We start from the raw sequence: 22,952 nt of genomic DNA, 5'->3' as shown, positions 1-22,952 counted from the left end.
CCCCCCTACATATTCGATAACGCTAATTTTAATTGTGGAACGATCTCTTTCACTACTTCCCCAGCTGTAACACCTTTTGCATTGATATTTTCAATATGAATACTTACATTGCCTTTGCTAGGTTGATTGCCGCTAACCGGTACAATCGTTTGTTTCGGCTGCGTAATCACTTTATCAATATTATTGATATTGCCCCCGGCTTGTCTAACTCTTTCCGCTTGACGTGCTGGGAGAATCATTTCATCTTTATGAATCTGTGCTACCATATCGCTTTTCACACGATCTGTGCCCACATCGAATGAAGGTAACATGTTTTTGAATTTACTTGCTGCACTTGAAACGGTGCTTCCAATTGTAGAAACCCATTCAGGCATTTTAAAACTCGTTATACTTGATTTGAAATTGTCCCATTTCGTTTTCAGTGTTCCGAACCAATTTATGGCCGGCTGTACAAAATCAGAAACAGAAGCTTTAATTCCGGCAAACTTTTCTTTTATAACCGCCCACAATTCAATGCCTTTCGCTTTTACAGTATCCCAATTGCGATATAAAAGGACTCCACCGGCAACTAATAACCCTATAGCTGTTGCGGCTGCCCCGATTGGATTTGCTCGAATGGCTGCATTCAATCCATGCATAGCGACTTTGGCAACGCCTAAAACTGTTGTAGTGCCTTTTAATGCTGCGGTAACGGAAGTAATAATTGATAAGCTTTTGAATGCTACTCCCATTGCTACCACACCTGCACCAACTGCAATAACCGTTTCTTTAATCGGTGTCCAATTATCCCGAATGACTAAACCTAACTCCATTGCCTTATTTGCAAAGGATGTAATCGCTGGTACTGCCCTTTCCGCTGTGGAAGCCAGGCTATCCATAAATTCTTTTCCTACTCCACCGGAAGCACTTTGAGCTATACTTGTTTGTAGGTCGCGCCATGCTGATTTGATACGGTTGCCAAACGTTCCCTCTACTGCATCTGCTGCGGATTGTGTAGCCCCTTCAAATTCTTTCATTGCGCCTGTTGTGCCTAACATTGCGTAGATTGCATCGGCTTCCATGTCTTCCCATTTTACGCCAAAAAGCTCTACTCCTAATTGACCGGCTTTTACCTGGTCATCCATTGTTTTTAATTCGTTTACCACTGTGGAAGCTACATCAGAAACAGTTCCGTTACCCTTCAAGAACTCTTTCCATACGTTTTGAGTAGACTTGGACATTACCCCCATTGCTTCACTCGTTCGTTTAGAACCATCCTTGGTCATAATCTGGAATTCTTTCATTAGATCATTTACATAAGAAAGGTTATAAACTCCAGCTTGCGCCCCACGTTCCATGATGCCAAAATACTCTTCAGCACTATAGCCCATCGCCCCATATAAGCCGGCAAATTCTGCCACATTATCAAACATTTCATTCGAGAAGTTTAAACCTCGTTGTCCACCGACCGTGAATAAATCAAATGCCTTGTCTGCCGATACACCAAATGCTTGCATTGCATTACTAACGCCACGCGTGACCTCATTCACATCACTGTCGAAAGTCTGTGCAAGTAGCATAGCTTTCGTTGTGACGTTTCCAATCTCTCTACCGTCTAAACCTTTCATGTTTTGCTTAACACGTGATAAAGCGCTTGTAACTTCGTCTAAACTAGCCCCATATCCTTTACTGAATGTTTCAATAGCAGATTCTTTCAACGCTGTAAATTCGGCAACGGATGCACCCGTTTGTGCCTGTAACGTTGCAAACGAATTATCAATATCTAGCATGGACTTCGCTACCCCTGCGCCTAATGCAGCAATTCCCCCGGTTGCCAATCCTGCAGCGGCTTTACCTACCATTTCAAAACCACTTACTACTTTCTTAGACATATTTTTAACGGTATTTCCAACTCCTATTGATTGACGATCAAAGTCTGTTAAGTTTTTGCTGGTTTTTTTTAAAGTGGATGTAAAGCTTTGGTCTTTTAATTCTAAACTTGCTGATATAACTCTTTTTCCCATTTTATATTCACCTCTTTATTCAAATAGTGGTACTAACTCTTCACACACTGCCATAATATTTAATCCGCCTAATTGCTTGTACCATGTTGCAATCGATGGAATTGTTGGATCCGCTGTTTTTGCTAACGCCCACACTATTTGAGGATATATCCCGAATGTAGCAGCGATATAAATGTTATCCATTTGAGACAATGAAGCTAAATCTGCTTTCAATCCCGTGTGAAACGTTTCTAAATATAATTCATGTGTCTGTATACTGTGTTTGAAATGAATCGGTTTACCGTTTATCGTTACTGTTTTCTCGTACGTTTGCACAAATATGTTCACATCCTTTATATAAAACTAGCTAGTACACTTTTAAATGCACTAGCCGCAAAATGGAGGTCTTTTCGACAATTAAATTTGGACTGTTTCATGTCATGTGCGACTATACACATTCAAGTTTTATTTATTGTGGGTACTTTTCGTTTAAACCTTTAGCTTCATCTACTAAACGTTTTGTAATTTCATTTAATTGCTTTACTGTATCTAATGTGAAACGCTCTGTATCATCTGCCCATTCATGTACATGGCCATAATGTTGTGCTGCATGTAGTTTGTTTGATGTTGCTGTTACATATGAATCTAAAGCTTGTTCAATTAGACCGATTGATTGATATGCTAAATTTAATGCTTCATTTAACTGTTTTGAACGCTTTTCCGATAAGACTTCCACAACTAGTTCTTTGGAGATCACTCGCTCTTTTGTTGTTTTCAATATGGTTTCCTCCTAAAATAATCGTAAAAAACGATTAGCATTATTTTTTGTTTTTGGCTTCGGTTGTTCTGTTTTCATTGCAAAATATTCGTCAATAACCGATGCGCTCAAAAGCCCGTCCATGCCCACACATGCTGCAATAACTTTATTTTGAGTGCGGCTTTCTGAATACATCACTTCATCTGCAAAGCCATATTCAACTGCTTTATGAGCTGAAAAGAAGGTTTCCTTATCCATCCATTGTTGAATTTGCTCACGTGATTGGCCTGTACGTAACTCATAAGCATTAACAAGACTTTCTGCTAACTCTTCTAAATCCTCTGCCATTTTGCGCATAGCGTGCTGATCGCCTGTTGTATTCGTCCAAGCGTTATGAATCATAATTTGTCCAACTGGTGAAATTAGAATTTCATCGCCAACCATTGCGATAATTGATGCTGCACTTGCTGCGATATTTAAAATTTTTACTGTTTTCTTACCTTTATAGTCCTTTAACTTTGAGTAAATTAAAAAACCTGCATATGCATCGCCACCACCAGAAGAAATATGAATTTCGATTGCTTCGCTACTGTTCTTAGGTAGTTGATTTATAATGTCCTTTGGTGCTGTATTTTCAATTTGCCATTCATCATAAATTTCTTTATGTTGGTCTGAAACAATTGTTCCGTTTACTTTAATTATTTTCGCCATTTATTTCACCACCTTTCGTTGTTTCCTTAAATCAGGAATATCATCAAAGGTAGGTAATTTAACTTGTGGATATGCCACATACTCTCCAAATGTTACCTCGATTTCTGTTTCGTGAACTGCTTGAAATCTTTTTGCGATATTAGATGCAACTTTCTCTTTATAAAAATCTTTCTCTCCGGCCGTACCGCCCCACTTATGCAATTCAAGCTGATTATCAAACCCCGCTTTCTGATAATTCACTTCGGATAATTTCGGTTTCATTCGGTCCAGATCAAATGCACTTATTAACCGCATTGCAAAAGAGCTACCACCTTTTTTTTCAACAACTCTTTCTATATAATCTGCAAAAGCGCGTTCTGCATTTTTTGTTTTCGGTCTAGCTTTATATTCAATGTAACCAATGGGCTTTTGTGATCTTGAACGCTCAATTTGATTTTGGTATTCTTCCACATAATTCATAGTTGTTGTACCCCTTTATATTTTTTTAGTAAATGTTCAACTCTTTCTTTTAATTCTCTATCTTTGGAGAAAGAGATAGCGTTAAAAGTTGGATAGAAGTGCGTTAGTATTTGACCATTCCATAAATAACCGTATGAAGCGTTTAAGTATTTATCGATTTCATTCACTTTATTTTCCTGTTGATGTAACACGTTAAGATCTTGTAATAGAGGTAACACTTCTTTTTCAATGAAATGCATATGCTCTGCTAATTTGGCGTGCTTTTCAGCAACTACCTTATGCAATTCTGCCATTTCAATTTCTCGATTAGCTTCAATACGTTCTTTCACGTCATTAGGAATAAATTGAAATTGCCCTCCAGCTTTAATTTGAAACTCGAGTAAAGATTTCTCTTTCTTCAGCTCTTCATGTTGTTCGAAGTCTTTAACTTCTTCTAACAACTTATCTAACACTTTCACTTTGTCATGCGGTGAAAATTCCCGAACTTTTCCTTCAACCTCTCGCTCTACAATTTGTAGTGCTTTTTTAGTTTCCACAAGAAACTCATTTGGATTAACTGTCATTTGATTTAACCTCTTTCTTATATTTTTTTGAGACATTTTGTTGGGTACCCCCCTCCCTTTTCTCCACCCCCTAATATGCGGAGCGAAAAAAATAAAAAAGTTTAGGTAGTTAAGTCCACAGCCGGTTTATAGATTTTCAAAGGTTGATTGAACCTTAAGAGCGGGGGGAATGTAATTTACTACCACATTTCATCATTCACCCATTTATTCTTTTTCTTTTTACCGCTAAACTTGTACATCCTGTCATGGATCTGTTCATGACACTGAACACAAACCATTTCGATATTGTTTATATCAAGTGCAAGCTCTGGATGATGCTCCAATTCCTGAATATGATGTGCTATTAATGCAACCTTCTTTCGACCATTATCTTTACGTTCATTGGTATCAACTGTTACATAACCATTGCGCTTACATCGTTGACATTCTTTATCACGTTCGTATACCTGTTTGCGTAACTTCACCCAGGAATATGAGTTATAAAATTTACGCTTCTGTTCTAATGTTTTATATTCTTTCATTTGCTACACTCCTTATGTTCATAAGCTCTCACCACCTTCCAACTGAACGTTGCTCTTTAAAATAGCGTGTAAATTCAGCGTGTGATCCTTTAATATTTGCAGCATTCAATCCCAATTTCTCGGCTGCTTCATCCAGAGAATATCCTTCAAAATATTTCAGAATCAATACGTTTGAAAATGATTTAACTCCTTTATGAGAACGTACCAAAGCGAATAGGTCCTTTAAGTTTTCTTGTTGATGGCTGATTTCTTTTTGTGCAACCTCTATAGCTTCTGAACATTGCGAGTCAGCTTCTAAAACAGATTGATAAGCTTCTATTCTTTCTTGATGATAATTTGCCATATCCATCCACGTACAAATGGTTTCCAAAGATTTCTTATTCATTTATAATCTCCTGTTCAACGTAGTATCTTCTTAGTCCTAGCAAGTCGTTTCAAGCGTTTTTCTTCATTTACTTTTGGAACAATCAATTCAGAAGGACCTTCTATTTCATCCGATATTTCCATGCTACGTTTTAGCGCATCCTGTTCGTATTTCTTATAAACCGATTCAATGTACTTCAGGTGTTTTCTAATAACATGCTTTACTTCTTGCTCATCTACTTCTAAATCCGTACACATAGCTCTTATTAAGGTTTCCTTATCCTCAATGGGTAAATGTTCCACAATTGTATGGAACCGTTCATGCTTTAGTCTGTAGCGCTGTATACGCTTGGCATAACGCTCTTTAATCGCAAGGATGTTGACCACATGATGAAATGGATCGCTTGTACTTCCTGGTACACCTTCTTCATATGAACGTGTACCAAAGGAAAATCTGTACGCTTCACGAATTGCAATATCCTTTTCAACGAGTAACCGTTCTATTGACTTGTTGCGTTGTGCATCCACCTGAAGGCAATAAAGCAACTCACTGACTTTTGTCCTTATAGGTGAATGCGCAATTTCTGGCTTCGTGACTATAATCGCCAATGAGCTGCACCGCCTTTTTATTTAGTAAACCCAGCCAATCTTTTCAGCAAAGCGTTCTAATAAATTCTTTTTCATCTTTAAAATCTGATTGCGTTTTTTCCCCAGCTCGTCCGCAATATCTTCTGGAAAGGCTCGTTCCACAAAGTACATGTCAATGAGCGTGCGATACTCTTCACTTTCACTTTCATAAATGGCCCTCATAGCGTTCACAAGTTTTAGGCGTTCATTTACATACGTTTCGCCATTCTCCACTTGCTTGGCTTCCTCTTCCAATTCTTTTCGCTTGAACCAATAACGCTCCAATATTTGAATATCGTAATCTTCTAAAAAATTTACTGGCATTTTAGCGGCCACCTTTCGTTATCTGTTGTCCACAATAAAATAAAAGAAGCCCATCGCACTCTATCGCTAGAATGAAATGAGCTTCTTGAGCTTCTGAATTATTTAGTTTTGTATTTGTTAACGCACTTGCATTTACTACATTTAATTTCGATGTGTGCAGCTTCCTTGCATGCTTCATACGGTGTAATTGATTTTAATAATAATTTGGCACATGATGTGCAGCGTACTTCGTTCATATCACTTCACCCCATATTTTTCAGCTAATTTAATGTTATCTTCATCATCCATATCCAACTGAACGTTATAAGCAAACGGATAAACTTCTTCTGGTTCTACAATGCAGTGAATGGAATACACACCACTACCGCCATTTCCATGCTTATGCTGATCTCCACATAAAACACATTCCTGTATATAAAGGCCCCAATTACAGCGGCCGTTATTTTCATATTCATAAAGATAACCTTTATTAATTGGTACTTGAGTTTGAATTTCTAAACCTTCCAACCCATTAAACATTTTTACACGTCTTTGTTTAGCTGCTTCTGCAATCGCTTTAGTTAATCTCTTTGCTTTGAATTTCAATTCAAAAACCTCTTTCCGCAATTAATTTTGTATTCTTGCTTAAATCTTGCGCTTTTCTTGCCCTATAAACGTTGATATACCAACGTTCTTGCTGTTTTTATATATTTATTGCTTAAACTTAAATAAAAAATATAAGGGTGTATGTTACATGTTTTATTACACACATACTATAAAGGTTTTCCAGAGGGTAAAAATCGCAAGAAATAATCTATGATTCTATGGAAACCCTTTAATATCAAGGGTTTGCTAGCTTAAAACCACTTGCGCTATTTCTTGCGCTTTTGGATTTGAATCCTTTACGTGTTTTCTTTTCACCATTAATAATGCATTGCTTGTCTTTCCAATCTAAATCCAATCGAGTTGCAACTAAATCTTTGTATTTCCTTAAACCTAAGGGAGGAACCATGTTACTACGGCACCAATCTTGATAATCTTGAATAACTCTTTCGCCTGAATGATCATTGAAGTATTCAATGTCATATTCAGAAAAGTAATCCGCCCAAATGTCATTTTGCTCTTCGAATGTACCTAAGATATTTTGGCATTTTTCGTTCGGTGTTAATTTGTTTGCGTTCGGGTTATCTAGCATTTCAAATAACTTTTCGACTGCAAGCTTCATTACGTATTCTCGAGCAGATTGTGAACTAATGAGCTCCTGTGTATCTAAATCCGAAAGACATTCTTTGTCTTTAGTGAAATTATGATTAAATTCAATTATCCAAAGCCGCCTACTGATTGCATTACCATGTTCATCGAACCCTGGAAGATGATTAGAAGCAACAATCATTGTAGTTGCCATCCTAACACTGAATGGATCGCGTCCTTTTCTCTCTATTTGAATGTATCCACCAGATACAATACTTTTAAGTTCACCGCTATCTTGGATAACGAAGTCTGGGTTATCATCAGTTATATTGCATGCTTTTCCGTACATTGAAGCACTTGCGAAATTGTTAGTTGCTAATTTATGAGGTGAAACACTTGAAATGTTACCGCCATCTTTATTGAAAGTTTGTTGAATCATATTTAGTACCGAGCTCTTACCGTTTGCTGCTGATTTCCCATAAAGATAAAACATTTTTGGAACTAAAATTTTCGGATATAGTACACAAGCAAACATTTCTTTTAAATTTTCAATGCTTGGTCCGTAGCCTTCTGTTACTTTTTTTAAGGTGTTATCAATAAAAGAATCATAGGCATCCGGTACATAGTTTGTAGGGAATTTCTGTGTGACGAAAACATTAGGATTAAATGGCTCCAGCTGTTTAGTTGTGAAATTAATTAATCCATTTCTCACGGCCACATAATTTGTGTTGATTTCCTTTTCCACAGGACACATTTCCTCTACAAAACGGTAAACCTCATTAATTTGAGAAGCCTTTAACGTTTCATCAAAGCTCCTAATAATTCCTTTCACTAAACGGCCACTTGCATCAATCTCATACACACCCTTTTTAGGATGAAAGAAATAAAGATCGCCATGTGCATCCGGGAAACGTTTAATGTGGTATTGAGCTAAAACGGTTTTTCCTAAAACATGATGTAAAAAACTTGTAGTGCCATTCTGATTTTTAGCAAACCATTCAAATTGTTTTATTGGCTTTTCATCTAAAGTAAATGTCTCTCGACACTCGGCAATAGCTTTTTCAATATGGTATTCACCATACAAAACCCCTCCACTGTAATTGCGATCCCATTTATCACGCATTAAATTAGATTTTCTAAATATAGAATCCATCATTTTAACGTCTCGATTACACCAAAAGGATAAATCGTTAAGGAATGCCATATCAGCACTGGAATGATCCTGATTATAATCACCTTCCCAGCCACCAAACATAAATTTCATAAAGCGCTCACCATTTTTACTAGCTAAAGCACGTTTAATTATTTCACCTTCTGGAAGTGCTGCAGTACCCGTATATCCATTATTAGATTGTGGAAGAGTAGTTTTTTCGCGCTTAAGCACCTTGTCTAAGAAAGCATCTAATTTTGGACCACCTTCATTTATAGGTAAATCATTAATCGATTCGCCCGTAAACGTCATATAGCGCCCTGTTTCATAAACTTCATAACCTGTTTTCGCATCTTTATTTTTATGGCGTTCTTTATCGTGCTTTGCCTTAAACCAAATATGCAATCCATTTCCCGATGGTGATAGTTCGCTGTATGACATAGAAGTAATTTCAGCAGTCAAATCATCTAATCTTTCAATATCTTCAATGTTGTCTATATCCACAACTAAATATGGATCGTATACAGTAAGGACAAACCCTATACCATCATATTTGTTACCTTTTGAATCGCCTTCATTATAAATTTGTAAAACTGTTCGAAAGTCATTCCACGTTGCAAAATCTGTTGAACTTGCTGGATTCCCATTTACTTGGAACGGTAATTTATCGTATTTACCTGTTTCATTATTGTAAATAGCGCGCCATAACAACCATTGTCTACGCTGTTTTAATTCATCCGGAATCCCATCTTCATTTACTAGAATAATTTGTTGTAAATCCTTAATAGCCAATTTTTATCACCTACTCTCATTTCAAAAATGCATTCATTTATTTTTCATGCCCACCAAGACATAGTTTTTTACCATTCTGTTCTTAATATTTCTGTAATTGTTTCAATAGTCGGTTTATAAAAGTACCAACGTTTACGGCTCTTTTTCACTTCGTGTAATCTAATGCGTGGATCTTGTAAAAACTCATCCTCTATGAAGCGCTCGCTCATCGATAACTTTTTAGCTAGACCTTTAACATCGATTAGTAACAACGCTTCATTTGCAATTTCATTAGCACGCTTTTCCAGTTGGTCACGATATAATTTTTCATCAATAACCAATTCCAATTTTGCCGGAATCATCTAACCACCTCTTTCCTTGAATAAAAGTAACGCAAATTGCGTAACTTAATTTAAGTATACATTAAAATCCGCAAATTGCAATGATAAATCTTTTTTAATTTTGCAAATTGCGTTATTTCGGTATATACTCTTATTTATGAGGGGGAGTGCTGTTAATGAACATTGGTGAATTTTTACGTAAAAAAAGGAAAGAAAAAAAACTCACATTAAAACAATTAGCTAATGAAATTGGGTTGTCACAGACTTATTTATCTCAAATTGAATTAGGGGACAGAAATGTTTCAGCAGATATATTAGAAAAAATCTCTCAAAAATTAGGCGTCCCTTATATCGAACTACTAGAAATAGCTGGATATTTAAACAAAAGAGATATGGAAGAATATTTATCTAATTTACGTGATAAATACGACTACGATAATTTGCTATTCTCGTTAGCTATAAAGGCTTCTGACTTTGTAGAAATCGGAAATAAATTGAATATAGAAGAAGATAAAATTACTTATAAAGAAACAGATTTAGTTGAGTTTTTATCGGACTATGCTTACATCAGAGGGATTGCACAAGAGTGGGTAAAAGATTTTTGGGCATATGAAAATGAAGAAACGTATGTACTTGAAAAAAATAACCACACCATTACTATGGATGCCTCTTCGCAAAATGCGGAATTAGAATTAGAAGAAATTATGAAAAGTGAAATTAAGTATAAAAATGTAACATTAACCGATGAAATGAAAGAAAAATTATTAAAAACTTTAGATATTATCCTCTAATTAACTCATCCCTATAAACATGCCCACCAAGCGTTGAAGGGAATGTAAAAAATGCAATATAAAAAATCATCTAAAGAAAAAGACGTATTTTCTTATGTAACTTCAAAAGGCGAAAAATTGTGGATGTATCGCTATAAGTATTATGACAATGTGGGAAAACGTAAAGAGAAGAAAAAGAGTGGTTTTAAAACAGAAAAAGAAGCGATAAAAGCCCTTCTGGAAGTAAAGGCTGCTACGCTTCGTGGTGAAACAAAATCTATTGAAAATGATAACATGACCGTAGGAGAATGGCTTGATATTTGGTTTGAAATGAATAAAAGAAAGTGGAAGCCAGCAACTGCCACACAAAGAGAATCGTTTATCAGACTGCAATTAAAACCACTTATTGGCCATGTAAAACTCAGTAAACTCGATAAACTAACTTATCAAAGGCTCTTTCTAGACAAAGTAGCCGATAAATATAAACCTTCCTCAATACGTTCTTTCCATGTCATTATGAGAACAGCCATTAATGCAGCTATTGAAGAGGAAATTTTATTAAGAAATAAACTAGCTGGAGCTGTGCTGCCAACTAAAAGAGAAGGAATCAGTGATAATAATTTTTTATCTCCTGATCAGTTGAATGTTTTCTTAAAAACTGTGGAAGAAAATGAGGATATTACACATTCCACACTTTTTCAATTACTCGCTTATACGGGTATGCGAAAAGGTGAAGCGCTGGGCCTCCAATGGAATAATATTGATTTCGATAATCGCACAATTGAAATTATCAAACATCGTGGATTGCACGGAATAGGATCTACAAAGACAAAAAATAGTGAGCGAACAATTAAAGTAGATGAAATAGTCATTTCCCAATTAAAGACTTATCAAAAGGCTTTAAAACAACTTCTTTTGAAGCATGGTCGAAAACTAACACCATCAACCTTTATTTTCCTTTCGCTATCCTCTGGTGAGCCTTTATCGCCTACGGGAGTAAACACTAATTTTAACCGTATGGTAGCAATGGCAAAACTACCTAAAACAACGGTGCATGGTTTACGCCATTCTCATGCCACAATCCTTTTAAATAATGGCATCCCTGTTAAAGCAATCGCTGAACGTTTAGGGAATACACCCGAAATGATTCATACAGTTTATGGCCATGTTTTAAAGGAACTTGAAGATAAGACTGTTAATGTATTTAGTACTTCTTTACAACAAAGTGGGGCTACAAGTGGGGCTAATTCATAGCTTCACCCCACTTCCCCCTTGGTATTACTGACTTTCTAAGCCCTCTACTACTTCACCCAGCCTAAAATCATTTCGCGAATTAGTTTTGCAGCTGTATTTACTGTAATTTCTGAGTGGTCATAAATTGGTGCAACTTCAACTAGGTCAAAGCCAACAACATTTACTTCAGAGCGTGCAATCTCATGGATTGATGCTAATAGCTCCTTAGGTGTAATACCGCCAGCATCAACAGTGCCTGTCCCAGGTGCATGTGCAGGGTCCAATACGTCAATGTCGATTGTTACATAAACATTGCGTCCTTTTAATGTAGGCAGTACTTGCTTTAACGGCTCGAATACTTCAAATAATGAAATGTGCATGCCGTTTTCTTTAGCCCATTGCAGCTCTTCTTTTAAGCCTGAACGAATCCCGAATGAGTAGACATTTTCAGGTCCGATTGTATCCGCAATTTTACGAATTGGTGTTGCGTGTGAGTATTGCTCCCCTTCGTAATCTGTACGTAAATCTGTATGTGCATCAAAGTGGATGATTGCTAAATCTTCGTACTTTTCATATACAGCTTCCATTACCGGCAGTGATACTAAATGCTCCCCGCCCATCCCTACTGGAACTTTGTCGTCTGCCAGTACTTGACGGACAAACGTCTTAATTTCTGTTAATGATTTTTCCGGATTACCGAATGGCAGTGGAATATCGCCCGCATCAAAAAACGGTACATCTGCCAGCTCACGGTCTAAGTAAAAACTGTATTCTTCCAGACCAACCGATACTTCACGAATTCGGGCCGGACCAAAACGTTGGCCTGGACGGTAACTTACTGTCCAGTCCATTGGCATGCCGTATAAAACAGCTTTACTTTCTTCATAGTTTTGGTGGCTTTTAATAAACATATTCCCTGCGTAAGTTTCATCAAATCTCATTTACAGTCACCTTTACCTTTCTCTATTTTAAATTGCGTATTATAAATCGATTTCTTAATTTAGAATGCATAGCGATAGAAGATATTGCTCATACTAAATCTAACATATGAAACTTTTGTTTCGCTATTTTCGTATAATTAAGTGCAACTGACATAATTCGACATTATGGATTGCTTTTGTAATAGCTGCATATACGACTAAATTCGTAAGATGCGCTACGAAAAAGTATAGTTGTTTTCATTAAAAGTGCAATAGAATTTTCATTACTTTTTGTAATTCATTAAATTTATATTGCTCTCTATTAAATAAGAAATGAGGTGGAAAAACTTGAAAAGACAGCAATATAAAAAACGAAAAAAGCGAAAAAATTTCGCAAAAAAAATCGGACTCTTTATGATTGCCCTTTTATGTTTTTTCGCTGTTATGTTCCTTTCATTACGTATATATGCACAAGTTGCCGGAGCACCGCCACTTACCGTTCCGAAAGCTTCAATTTTTTTAGATAGCGACCATAATCAAATTGGTGACTATTTTACAAAGGAGCGTCGTTACTGGACAGACCTTGATGAAATTTCACCTTACTTAATTGATGCTACTGTTGCGGTAGAAGATAAAGATTTCTTCGAGCATAGCGGTTTTGACTTTTCCCGGATTGCAGGTGCCGTTTTGGCAGATATTAAAGCCGGAAGTAAAGTGCAAGGTGCCAGTACGCTGACACAGCAATATGCACGTAACCTATATTTAACCCATGAAAAAACATGGAACCGGAAATTAAACGAAGCCCTTTTTGCATATCGGTTGGAGTTATTTTACTCAAAAGAAGAAATTTTAGAAGGCTATTTAAATACGGTTTATTACGGACACGGAATGTATGGTGCCGAAGCAGCAAGCCGTTACTTCTACGGCAAATCCGCAAAGGACCTGACATTGGCCGAAGCTTCAATGCTTGCGGGCGTGCCAAAAGGACCGACGTATTATTCACCGCTTAATAACTTGGAAAAGGCGACAAATCGCCAGCAAGTAATTTTGCGTTTAATGAATGAACAAGGGAAAATTACAGACGACGAAAAAACTCGTGCCACATCAGAGCAGGTTGCCCTGAAAAGCGATGAGTGGATTGCGACAAAATCAATTGCACCTTACTTCTTGGATGTTGTATGGGAAGAAGCAAGCGATATTTTAGAAGAGAAAAACTTGAGTATTAGTGAAGGTGGCTGGACGATTCAAACAACACTCAACCAGGCACACCAACGCGCAGCGGAAAATGCGATCAAAACGAATATGCCAAACAGCGAATTGCAAGTTGGCTTTGTGAGTATGGAAGCTGATACTGGTTTTGTAACAGCACTTGTCGGCGGGCGTGATTACAGTGTAAGTTCGTTTAACCGTGTTGCGTTAGGTAACCGTCAGCCGGGTTCTGCCATCAAGCCGATATTGTATGCGGCAGCACTGGAAAAGGATTTCAATCCGATGTCCTTCCTGGATGTGAGTGAAACAACCTTTACGTATGATAGTGGACGAGCAACTTATACACCGCAAAACGTCAATAAAAAATACGCTGATCACGAGCTTTCCATGGCACAGGCATTGGCGATTTCCGATAATATTTACGCGGTGAAAGCACTGGAAAACATCGGTTACCGATCTTTCCGAGATGTGCAAAAACGGTTCGGACTTAACTATTCCGAAAAAGATATACCGTCCATTGCACTCGGAACTGCAGAAAACTCGCTTTATGATTTAACAAACGCCTATAACATCATTGCTGCAGGCGGAGAAAAACGACAACAAACTACTGTATTGTCGATTACAGATGCAAAAGGAAAAGTCGTTTACAAATATAAGAAACCTGAAAAAGAACAAGTTATTTCCAAACAGGATGCATTCATTTTAACGCAAATGATGACAGGTATGTTCGACCCTGTATTCAGTGATTATTCTCCTGCAACCGGGTTATCATTGCGTTCACGTATGAGTCACACATATGCAGCCAAATCTGGAACGACAAACAGTGACCAATGGATGATCGGCTTCACACCGAGCTTAACTGCGGGTGTATGGAATGGCTATGACCAAGGCAAAACATTATCCGTTCAGGCAGATATGGCCGCATCTAAGCAAGTGTGGATTGATTTTATGGAAACAGCACTTGATGGAAAGGCGAACGAAACATTTACAATGCCAAGCGGTGTAGAGCCTGTAACTGTCGATATTCGTACAGGTAAACTGGCGCACGAATCATGCTCAAGCCAACGTGTTATTTACATGAAGACCGAAGATGTACCAAAAGAATCTTGTGCATCATTTGATCTCTTCAATCAGGATTCATGGGGCAATTTCTTTGAATCATTGCCTTTTGAAGCATTGCGGAACTTTTGGGAATAAATATAATTAAAAAAGCTCTTTCGTATCCGGTTCTAGTCCGTGACACGAAAGAGCTTTTCTATTGTGGTGAATGAAAGGTTGAGAACCATGGGGCATTCGGCTTGGGAAGGTTCAAATGCCGCATACTGCTCAACCTGTTTCATTTCCCACATGTCCTAGCCTACTATTTCGCAAGCTTTAAATTCAGTTTACTTTCTTTTAGAACCAGTTTCAACCACGGATTTTTGTAGTTTTTGAAATGTCACATATTGTTCACTTAATTGTGTGATATTTCTTATAAAATATAGAGTCACTAAAGAATGCAGTATTATGCTAAATCCTGTCTCAATTTCTCTTCACTGTTGTTCCACATTTCTTCATTGTGGCTTTTCAGGAAGTCAGCCAGTATTTTCTTTGATGGCTCATCCATATGATCCACAATAATGTGGCGCTTCATCGATTTATCCATTTTGTTCACATGGTCAGCCAAAATTTTGTAGCCACGGCGTTTTTCACGGTTCACGACCATTTCACAAGCCGTTACACCAGCAAAATAAGCACCTGACTCTTTATGGTCAATCGTTACCCATACAAGCCAGTAATCTTTTCCGCCTGCTGAGTCTTCACGGTTCATCGTAAACTTAATGCCGCGCTCTACTTCACTTTTCGCATGCATTGCTCCGATGTCAACAACTGCTGTACCTTCCGCGACATCGACAATGACCGGCGAAACATTTTCCAAAGAAAGTGAACCAATACCGAATCCTTTATGCCCATCGGTAGGGTCATTTTTTATTATCGTAAAACCCATTTTCGGTTTCGATTTTTCTTCATTTGCCATTGTAAATCCCTCCAAATACGCTAATATAAATACTATACACTATATTTTAACTAGGAGGCGACTTTATGCCAATCGTTACAATTAAAATGATTGAGGGCCGCACAGATGAACAAAAACGCGCGCTCGTTGAAGAAGTTACACAAGCTGTTTCTAAAACAGTTGACGCACCAGTAGAAAATGTATCAATCATTATTGAAGAAATGTCTAAAAACCACTATGCAAAAGGTGGCGTACGCTATAGCGACCAGTAATCAGAAATTCTTTTCAGCAGGATTGAAAGAGAATCATAAATGGATTCTCTTTTTTAATTACGCCCTATTAAAACTGATTGCAACTATCATTTAAATAAGAAATTTGGTTATAAACTTATGAAGAATAATTTATCCGTTTTTTTTATCGTTATATTCGCTGTCCTTGGACTCGCTTTTACATTTCATTATCCGCTTCAAAATTTACTTATATCAACTGGAAGTGAAGCATTAGTCGAGAAAGAATTCATTTCCGTTGATGATGTCCAAGAGGCAAACTTTGAATTTCAAACTGTTCAATCTTTGGAAATTGCAGACGTACTAAAAGCACAGTTAAATAAGAAAGACTTCTCAGTAATTGGTTCCATTGCGATTCCCTCGGTTAATTTGGAGCTCCCGATTGGAAAAGGTGTATCAGAGTCAATCATTACCCTGGGAGCCGGAACTTTAAAACCGGAACAGTTACCAGGTATAGGAAATTATGCGTTAGCTAGTCATTATATTGAAAATAAAGATATCCTTTTCGGGCCGCTCTATCATGTAAAAATTGGTGATCTTGCCTACATTAGCGATAAAGATTTTGTACATGAATATAAAATTTCCACGATTGAAGTAATTAAGGATTCGGATGTACACGTAATTGATGATGTGGAAGACAAGGTACTTTTAACATTAATTACATGTGCTGAAGCCGGAACAAAGCGATTGCTTGTTCAAGGTGAATGGGTTCAGTCGTATCCAATAAAATAGGAGGGCTCTTCATCACTTTTTAATTGTTAGTATTATTTTTCAATTTATAGTTGGACCGAACTTTAATGTAATTGATTTTATGGCTACTTACTACTAACAATACAAATCACGAAGATTACTTGGTTTGTGTTGTTTTCCTTCTCTCTCAAAAAAACTGACCAACAGAAAACCCTTGTTGGTCAGTTTTTGCATTTATTTTAATAATTTTTTACGTCGTACTATTAACAAGGCAGCTGCTGCTAATAATGCTAAACCAAATAGTGTTGTCGCTGTGCTGAAGTTACCATTTGTTTGAGGTAACTTTGCAGTTGATACTATTTTAGTTTTTACTTGCTCTGTCGGCTTCCCTATGTTTGTTGGCGGTGTACTTACATTCTCTTGCTCACCTGTATTTGTCGGCGATGTGCCTGGCTTTTCCGGCTCACCTGTATTTGTCGGCGGTGTGCCTGGCTTTTCCGGCTCACCCGGGCTTGTCGGTGGTGTGCCTGGCTTTTCCGGCTCACCCGGGCTTGTCGGTGGTGTGCCTGGCTTTTCCGGCTCACCTGGGTTTGTCGGTGGTGTGCCTGGCTTTTCCGGCTCACCTGGCTTTGTCGGTGGTGTGCCTGGATTTTCCGGCTCACCTGGGTTTGTCGGTGGTGTGCCTGGCTTTTCCGGCTCACTTGGGTTTGTCGGTGGCGGTGTATCGCCTCCCCCACCTGATGGTGGTATCACTGGATAAACAGGTTTGAATACCGCTTCACAAGTTATTGTTGTAATTGTCCCTAATAATGTTGTACCTTCATAAACTTTGTACGTACCTGGTACAACTGTATATGGAACCGTTACTTTCCCATCCGCATCTGTTGTGCCTGTTGCAATTGTGTTTTCATTTGCATCTTTTATCATCACTGTAATGTTTGGACGTTTGATGCCATATAAATCTTGAACTGTTAAAGTAAAGATTGGGCAGGAATTCGTTGGAACTTCTACTACAGCTCCACAAATTTCATTAATATAACTTATAGTAATTGTGCCTAGTTCCACCCCAGCACCATTAAATACTTTGTATGTTTCACCTTGTTGAAGTGTACCCTCAACCTTACTGTATTCAATTTGACCTGCTGCGTTTGTCACTGAACTTGCTACAACTGTACCATCCGCTTTTTTAATAACAATTCTTACATCTGCTCCAACTGGTTGTGCACCAGAGTTGTTAATTGTTAATGTGTATTTCGTACAAGCATTTTTAATTACATCAGCTTTACAATCCGATGTATATGTTACTTTTACATCTCCAATTTTATCAGCTTTTTCTCCATTAGAATTTACTTCATAAACCGAATAGATTCCTGGGGCTTGATCTTTTGGTAATTGGATTTTACCTTCTGCATCGGTTGTTGATACTGTTAAAGCTATTACTTTACCAGAGCTATCTTCTACAATCACTTCTGCATTTTGCTTTGGTGTTCCATCTGGATTTTTGACAGTGATGATGAATATAGAACATGATTTCGGTAATTCTACTGTAGCTTCACAATTTGTAGTATAACTTAAAGTAAATTCACCTAATTCTTTATTTGTTTCTTTAATTGTAACCTTATACTTACCAGATGGAGTTGTAGTAGCTAGTTGAATCTCTCCATTTTCGCCAACTGTAGATTCAAATTCATTTGTTGAATCCGTTAAAATCACTACAGTCCCTGCAGGTAAATTTCCGTCTTCATCTTTTACAGTCAAAACAAATATTGGACAACTTGGATTTGGTTGCACTTCTGCTTTGCAATCTGTAGTTGTTGTGAATTTGCCTATTTCAGTTATACCGTCTGGATCGTAAACGGTATATTTACCTGGCTCCAAATCATTCAGTGTTACATTACCCCCACTGTCAGTCGGGCCAGTAACCGGAATTGTTTTACTGCCATCTTCAGATTTTACAATTACTGTTTTTCCGCTTACTGGTTTTCCATCTGCATCTTTAACAGTCAATGTGAAAATCGGGCATTTTGGAGCATAATTTATTTCTAATTCTGTACCACATATTTCTTTATACGATATTTCCACTGTCCCTAAGAACTGCTTATCTTCGTATACATCATAAGTACCTGGTTTCAATCCATTTTCAGAATCTTTAACGTTAGAAGCAAATATAAATTGACCATTTGTATTTACTGTTGTCTCAGCTACTGCTGAATTATTTTGCTTTAAAGTAATTTTAGAAATATCGGTACGGTTATCTCCGTTTGCATCCTTAATAACTAAAGTAAACTGTTCACATGAAGGGAATGGTTGAACTGTGTCTTTACAGTCTCTATCATATTTAACCGAAACATTATTTAGCTCGCCTTCAGTTGCGTGTGTAACTTTATACTCCCCTGCCGGGAAACTTTCTGGTAATGTTACTTTTCCCGAAGAGCCTACTGTGTGTGTCGTTTCGGCATCAGTTTTTGTGTTTTTTAAAGTAATTGAACCTTCTGTAATTAAATTACCGTCAATATCTTTCACTTCAATTTCAAAAACCGAACAGCTTGCTGCAGGTCCATCAGCTTCATTTATCACTTCAAAGTACTTCCCGCCATTTTCATTGAAGTTCGTTGTATCTGAAATACGGATTTCCTGGGAATCGATTGGTTTATAGCCATCCAACAGGGTACTCTCTACTAACTTGTAATAACCGTACCGAACTGTGTTAAATTCTACAATCCCATTTTCATTTGTTGTGCCTCGCTGAAGTTCAACTGTTCCTGCACGGTTGTATAAAATAAATTCTACTTCTCCAAGGTTCTTCCTTTCACCCGTTACCGGATTGTAACCGACTTTCTGAATTTTCAAATCCCCCTTTTTGGCGGAAATCGAGCCTTCAGAATCATTGAAGTTAAACTTAATATTTTCTTGCTTTGCATTATTTTTTGCTTCATCGTTAGCACCTGCATAGGTAATCGAAGCCTCGTTTGAAAATACATCCTCCGGTCCACCTGTGAAGAATGTTTTATACCGTACTTCCCAACCTTTTTGATTCAGATCGAAATCAAGAGTAAAACTATTTTCCACATCATTAAATGTAGGTGTTACGGATGTCCAATCTCCATAAGAATGGGCTCCCGCAGCATCCATTTTGATTTCTCTTACTTCAAATTTATCTTTTAATATCATTTGGTTAGAAGACATTTTATCTGATAAAGTTATCGAATCACCTAATGAAGAATGTGATTCATTCAATTTTACTGTCCAAGTAATCGTTTCCTCATTAACGTTTTGAGCAGGTAAACCCTTACTGATTAATTTATTGGCATGCTGGACTGTTGCTTTTGCATCAAATAAGAATTCTTTTCCGGAATGACCGGCTGTAACAAATTTAGCCGAGTTTCCATAAGTTCCGGCATTCTTATGGCCAATAATATCGTCCTCATCTTCTGTCTGATACTCCACAATATATGCATCTTGTGTAGACTCTGTAAATGTGACTGTAAACCCTTTTTCATTTTCAACAATAGTTCGACCTGTTGCTAATTCTTCGCCCTTTTGTCCCTTTTCTCCAGTTGTTAAGTTTAGTTTATAAACTTTTACAGTGTTAGGTACTAATTTATGGCCTTCTTCAATCATGTCTGTTAAAATGGCACCGTTAATTTCCTGTTTATTAATATTGACTGCCAGCTTCCAGTTGAATTTTTGCTCTACATGATCAAATGAGCCTTCTTTATAACCATTTCGACCAGTCGGGCTAGTACCTGGATCGTATTGTGCTTGCTTTGTTAAAGCATAAGAATTTGTATTAGCTGGATTTGTACTTTCCCAACCCAATTCAGCTGTATTTTTATAAATTCCATACGTTGCGCCATTTGCATCAATAGCAAACTTTGTTTTATAGGTAATTGTTTTCTTGCCTTCTGGAAGATTCCCTAGTATTAACTTAAAACTGTCAGTATAGCCATCATCATCTTTTTGAATATCATCAGGTGATACGCCACCTGTAAAACTGTCTTCAATAAGAGTTTGACGAGTTTTGCCGTCAATCTTAGCAAAAGTATCGGTAATTACAACGTCCTTCATTGCTTTTTCCGCATTGATTGTTAATGTCCAAGTAATTTCCTTCTTATCATAATCAATCGAAGCTAAAGTTTTATGGAAAATATTTTCCGAGATGTTGAATCCGTCTTTGGCGCTTACCCCATCATAGCTTACTGTATTCTCTACTCGAGTTCCGTCTTGACCTGTATAAAACTCATCATTAAGTTCTGTCTCATATTCAATAATATACGCTTCCCCATTAGGAGAGGCTAAACTAATATCTAACGTTTTTTCGTCAGCAGAAAGAGTGTGAGATGGTTGTGGACTAACTAACGCCCCTTTTGTCCCATTTCCTGCTGTATCTACTGTTACAGAGTAAACTTTAACAGTATCGGCTTTAATAATATGGGGTCCCGTTACTTTATCTGTAATCGTATTACTCTCAAATTTAGAACCGAAGAAGTTGTATTTAATTTCCCATTTTACGCCGTATTTATCTGTACCTAACCCCCGCTTAGCGAGCTTCGTGCCGTATACATGGTTTACCGGGATATTTTTTGAAGCTACAGTGGAGCCATTATTATAAAATGTCACCGCATTTCTGAATTCTTCCCTTTCCTTTGTAGCGACACGCGTTACTTTCGTTGTATATGTGAGTTTATAAGCATAATACCCATTATCCAATTTAATCTCTGATAAGCTGTCGACTTTGCCTGTGTAATCAGCAGCAGACGACTGACCCGTCAAATTGAATGGATAACGTTCAATCGTTACGTCGCCTGAAAGTTCGTGTCCCTCGCCAAGAGCGTCTTCAATAATGGCATTATTTAAAAGGTGACCATCTTCATTCACCCAAACAGTCCAGTCTATAAAACGCTCTCCATCTGTAATTTTAGCAGCTCCAGACTTTGTTAACGGTTGCTTATTCCCGTCAATTTGTGGTTTAAATGTAAAAGGAAGTGTCACTGAATCTTTACCGATAACCGGAATTACCAGCTCCTGCTCAAAACCTTCCTGTGCTCCTGTTTCAGAAAATAAAGCGCTGAATCTAAGCTGGCCATCAAGATTATTACCATCCTCAATTGTTCCATTAGTTAAGGTAACGGTAACCGTATTTTCTACCGTTGCATAATCGAATTCAATATCCCCATCTTCTAGGATAACTTTGCCATTCAAGCCGCCTTGGTTGAAATTTAATAGTGCATTTGGCAATTCAAAACTAAATGACGAACCTACATCATATTTTTGAGTTGCCTCTATAGCAAATGCATAGTTTAGTTCTACTTCCTGCCCCAGCATTGGTTCGATACCCTCTGCTTCTTGAGCATTCGTAATGGTAGAACCACCTGTAATTAAATTGACGAAGCTTAGTTCTACATCACTTTGCATGTCACTTAAAGATAACGGCACAGGAAATCCGGGTTTTTCAGTTTCCCCCTCTCCCGCTGTTGGTTCTTTTGTCGGATTCTCCTCAGATGTTTCATCTCCTGGTGTTGACTCGTCTGTCGGGTTCTCCTCAGACGTTTCATCTCCTGGTGTTGGCTCGTCTGTCGGGTTCTCCTCAGACGTTTCATCTCCTGGTGTTGGCTCGTCTGTCGGGTTCTCCTCAGATACTTCCTCTTCCGATACTGGTTCTTCCGTTACAATCTCGTCTATAGCATTGGCATTTTCAGCATCTGTATCAGTGCTTGCTGGCACAGACGGATCCGGCTCACTCGCAAACGCGGTATTATAAGAACCAATCGGACCTAAAATGGTTTGGAACACAAGCAATATGGTCAATATTGCGATATTCAGTTTTCTCATTCCCCGTATAGCCTCCTTTTTATTTTAATAAAAAATTATAATATGCTTTTACTATATCCCCCCTACCTTTCTAAGTTTCCAACCATCTCGATATTACGCGGATACTCTGTACAAAATCTGTACAAATCAGCACATAAATACATAAATGATTCGAATTCATAAATCTCCTTATTGGAATTTAAGTCCCTATTCTTGTCAATGGTCTAGTGGAACATACGGCGGGCATTATATCTATAGAAAAATGCAACAGCAAATATACAAGATTTCTTTTACATA

At 37.6% G+C, this 22,952-nt stretch carries 21 protein-coding genes; 5 read left to right on the top strand and 16 right to left on the bottom strand.

The window, feature by feature from the left end; translation table 11 throughout:
• Nucleotides 1–5: 5 nt before the first annotated feature.
• The 13 genes from AC0VXV_RS03055 to AC0VXV_RS02995 form a co-directional block, all read right to left on the bottom strand.
• Nucleotides 6–2,003: a phage tail tape measure protein gene (locus tag AC0VXV_RS03055; protein WP_475530291.1), complete on the bottom strand. Its 1,998-nt coding sequence runs from the start codon at nucleotides 2,001–2,003 to the stop codon at nucleotides 6–8.
• Between the two features lie 15 nt (nucleotides 2,004–2,018).
• Nucleotides 2,019–2,318, bottom strand: coding sequence for a hypothetical protein (locus AC0VXV_RS03050; RefSeq protein WP_475530290.1), 300 nt, complete (start codon nucleotides 2,316–2,318; stop codon nucleotides 2,019–2,021).
• 133 nt (nucleotides 2,319–2,451) lie between these two features.
• The gene (locus tag AC0VXV_RS03045) at nucleotides 2,452–2,760 is read right to left on the bottom strand and encodes a hypothetical protein (RefSeq protein ID WP_475530289.1); all 309 of its coding nucleotides are present in this window, start codon (nucleotides 2,758–2,760) and stop codon (nucleotides 2,452–2,454) included.
• Between the two features lie 12 nt (nucleotides 2,761–2,772).
• On the bottom strand, nucleotides 2,773–3,450 hold the full coding sequence (locus tag AC0VXV_RS03040) for a head maturation protease, ClpP-related (RefSeq protein WP_475530288.1): 678 nt from the start codon (nucleotides 3,448–3,450) through the stop codon (nucleotides 2,773–2,775).
• A complete protein-coding gene (locus tag AC0VXV_RS03035) occupies nucleotides 3,451–3,909 on the bottom strand; it encodes a hypothetical protein (protein ID WP_475530287.1) in 459 nt (152 codons plus the stop codon).
• Nucleotides 3,906–4,472, bottom strand: coding sequence for a hypothetical protein (locus AC0VXV_RS03030; protein WP_475530286.1), 567 nt, complete (start codon nucleotides 4,470–4,472; stop codon nucleotides 3,906–3,908). The genes AC0VXV_RS03035 and AC0VXV_RS03030 overlap by 4 nt, the downstream gene beginning before the upstream one ends.
• A 179-nt stretch (nucleotides 4,473–4,651) precedes the next feature.
• Entirely contained in the window at nucleotides 4,652–4,993 is a 342-nt protein-coding gene (locus tag AC0VXV_RS03025; RefSeq protein ID WP_475530285.1) for an HNH endonuclease, read from the bottom strand.
• Nucleotides 4,994–5,021: 28 nt separating this feature from the next.
• Nucleotides 5,022–5,378: a hypothetical protein gene (locus tag AC0VXV_RS03020; protein WP_475530284.1), complete on the bottom strand. Its 357-nt coding sequence runs from the start codon at nucleotides 5,376–5,378 to the stop codon at nucleotides 5,022–5,024.
• Between the two features lie 14 nt (nucleotides 5,379–5,392).
• On the bottom strand, nucleotides 5,393–5,965 hold the full coding sequence (locus AC0VXV_RS03015) for a hypothetical protein (protein ID WP_475530283.1): 573 nt from the start codon (nucleotides 5,963–5,965) through the stop codon (nucleotides 5,393–5,395).
• A 21-nt stretch (nucleotides 5,966–5,986) separates the two neighbouring features.
• Nucleotides 5,987–6,307, bottom strand: a complete 321-nt coding sequence (locus AC0VXV_RS03010) for a hypothetical protein (protein WP_475530282.1) — start codon at nucleotides 6,305–6,307, stop codon at nucleotides 5,987–5,989.
• 237 nt (nucleotides 6,308–6,544) lie between these two features.
• Nucleotides 6,545–6,892, bottom strand: coding sequence for a hypothetical protein (locus tag AC0VXV_RS03005; protein WP_475530281.1), 348 nt, complete (start codon nucleotides 6,890–6,892; stop codon nucleotides 6,545–6,547).
• 235 nt (nucleotides 6,893–7,127) lie between these two features.
• Entirely contained in the window at nucleotides 7,128–9,419 is a 2,292-nt protein-coding gene (locus AC0VXV_RS03000) for a phage/plasmid primase, P4 family (protein WP_475530280.1), read from the bottom strand.
• A 68-nt stretch (nucleotides 9,420–9,487) separates the two neighbouring features.
• On the bottom strand, nucleotides 9,488–9,760 hold the full coding sequence (locus tag AC0VXV_RS02995) for a hypothetical protein (protein WP_475530279.1): 273 nt from the start codon (nucleotides 9,758–9,760) through the stop codon (nucleotides 9,488–9,490).
• A gap of 155 nt (nucleotides 9,761–9,915) precedes the next feature.
• Here AC0VXV_RS02995 and AC0VXV_RS02990 point away from each other — a divergent pair, with 155 nt between their 5' ends.
• Nucleotides 9,916–10,530 carry a helix-turn-helix domain-containing protein gene (locus tag AC0VXV_RS02990; protein WP_475530278.1) on the top strand — a complete coding sequence of 205 codons (615 nt, stop codon included), beginning with the start codon at nucleotides 9,916–9,918 and terminating at the stop codon, nucleotides 10,528–10,530.
• Nucleotides 10,531–10,581: 51 nt separating this feature from the next.
• A complete protein-coding gene (locus tag AC0VXV_RS02985) occupies nucleotides 10,582–11,763 on the top strand; it encodes a site-specific integrase (RefSeq protein WP_475530277.1) in 1,182 nt (393 codons plus the stop codon).
• Between the two features lie 47 nt (nucleotides 11,764–11,810).
• Here AC0VXV_RS02985 and speB read toward each other — a convergent pair whose 3' ends face one another.
• Nucleotides 11,811–12,683, bottom strand: coding sequence for an agmatinase (gene speB / locus AC0VXV_RS02980; RefSeq protein ID WP_475530276.1), 873 nt, complete (start codon nucleotides 12,681–12,683; stop codon nucleotides 11,811–11,813).
• A 327-nt stretch (nucleotides 12,684–13,010) separates the two neighbouring features.
• On the opposite strand from speB, the gene AC0VXV_RS02975 reads away from it, so the two are divergent.
• A complete protein-coding gene (locus tag AC0VXV_RS02975) occupies nucleotides 13,011–15,068 on the top strand; it encodes a transglycosylase domain-containing protein (protein WP_475530275.1) in 2,058 nt (685 codons plus the stop codon).
• Between the two features lie 307 nt (nucleotides 15,069–15,375).
• Here the strand turns inward: AC0VXV_RS02975 and AC0VXV_RS02970 are convergent, their stop codons facing one another.
• Nucleotides 15,376–15,888 (bottom strand): YwhD family protein, encoded by a 513-nt coding sequence (locus tag AC0VXV_RS02970; RefSeq protein WP_475530274.1) that lies wholly within the window; start codon nucleotides 15,886–15,888, stop codon nucleotides 15,376–15,378.
• A gap of 65 nt (nucleotides 15,889–15,953) precedes the next feature.
• On the opposite strand from AC0VXV_RS02970, the gene AC0VXV_RS02965 reads away from it, so the two are divergent.
• Together AC0VXV_RS02965 and AC0VXV_RS02960 are read left to right on the top strand one after the other, a co-directional pair.
• Nucleotides 15,954–16,139, top strand: coding sequence for a 2-hydroxymuconate tautomerase (locus tag AC0VXV_RS02965; RefSeq protein WP_008404547.1), 186 nt, complete (start codon nucleotides 15,954–15,956; stop codon nucleotides 16,137–16,139).
• Between the two features lie 117 nt (nucleotides 16,140–16,256).
• The gene (locus AC0VXV_RS02960) at nucleotides 16,257–16,886 is read left to right on the top strand and encodes a class A sortase (RefSeq protein ID WP_475530273.1); all 630 of its coding nucleotides are present in this window, start codon (nucleotides 16,257–16,259) and stop codon (nucleotides 16,884–16,886) included.
• A 192-nt stretch (nucleotides 16,887–17,078) separates the two neighbouring features.
• On the opposite strand, the gene AC0VXV_RS02955 is transcribed toward AC0VXV_RS02960, so the two are convergent.
• On the bottom strand, nucleotides 17,079–22,676 hold the full coding sequence (locus AC0VXV_RS02955; RefSeq protein WP_475530272.1) for a collagen binding domain-containing protein: 5,598 nt from the start codon (nucleotides 22,674–22,676) through the stop codon (nucleotides 17,079–17,081).
• Between the last annotated feature and the right edge of the window lie 276 nt (nucleotides 22,677–22,952).

It is taken from the genome of Solibacillus sp. iso_87, assembly GCF_056173085.1.
The sequence above is the reverse complement of the archived record's forward strand: the minus strand, read 5'-3'. Positions and strand labels throughout refer to the sequence as shown.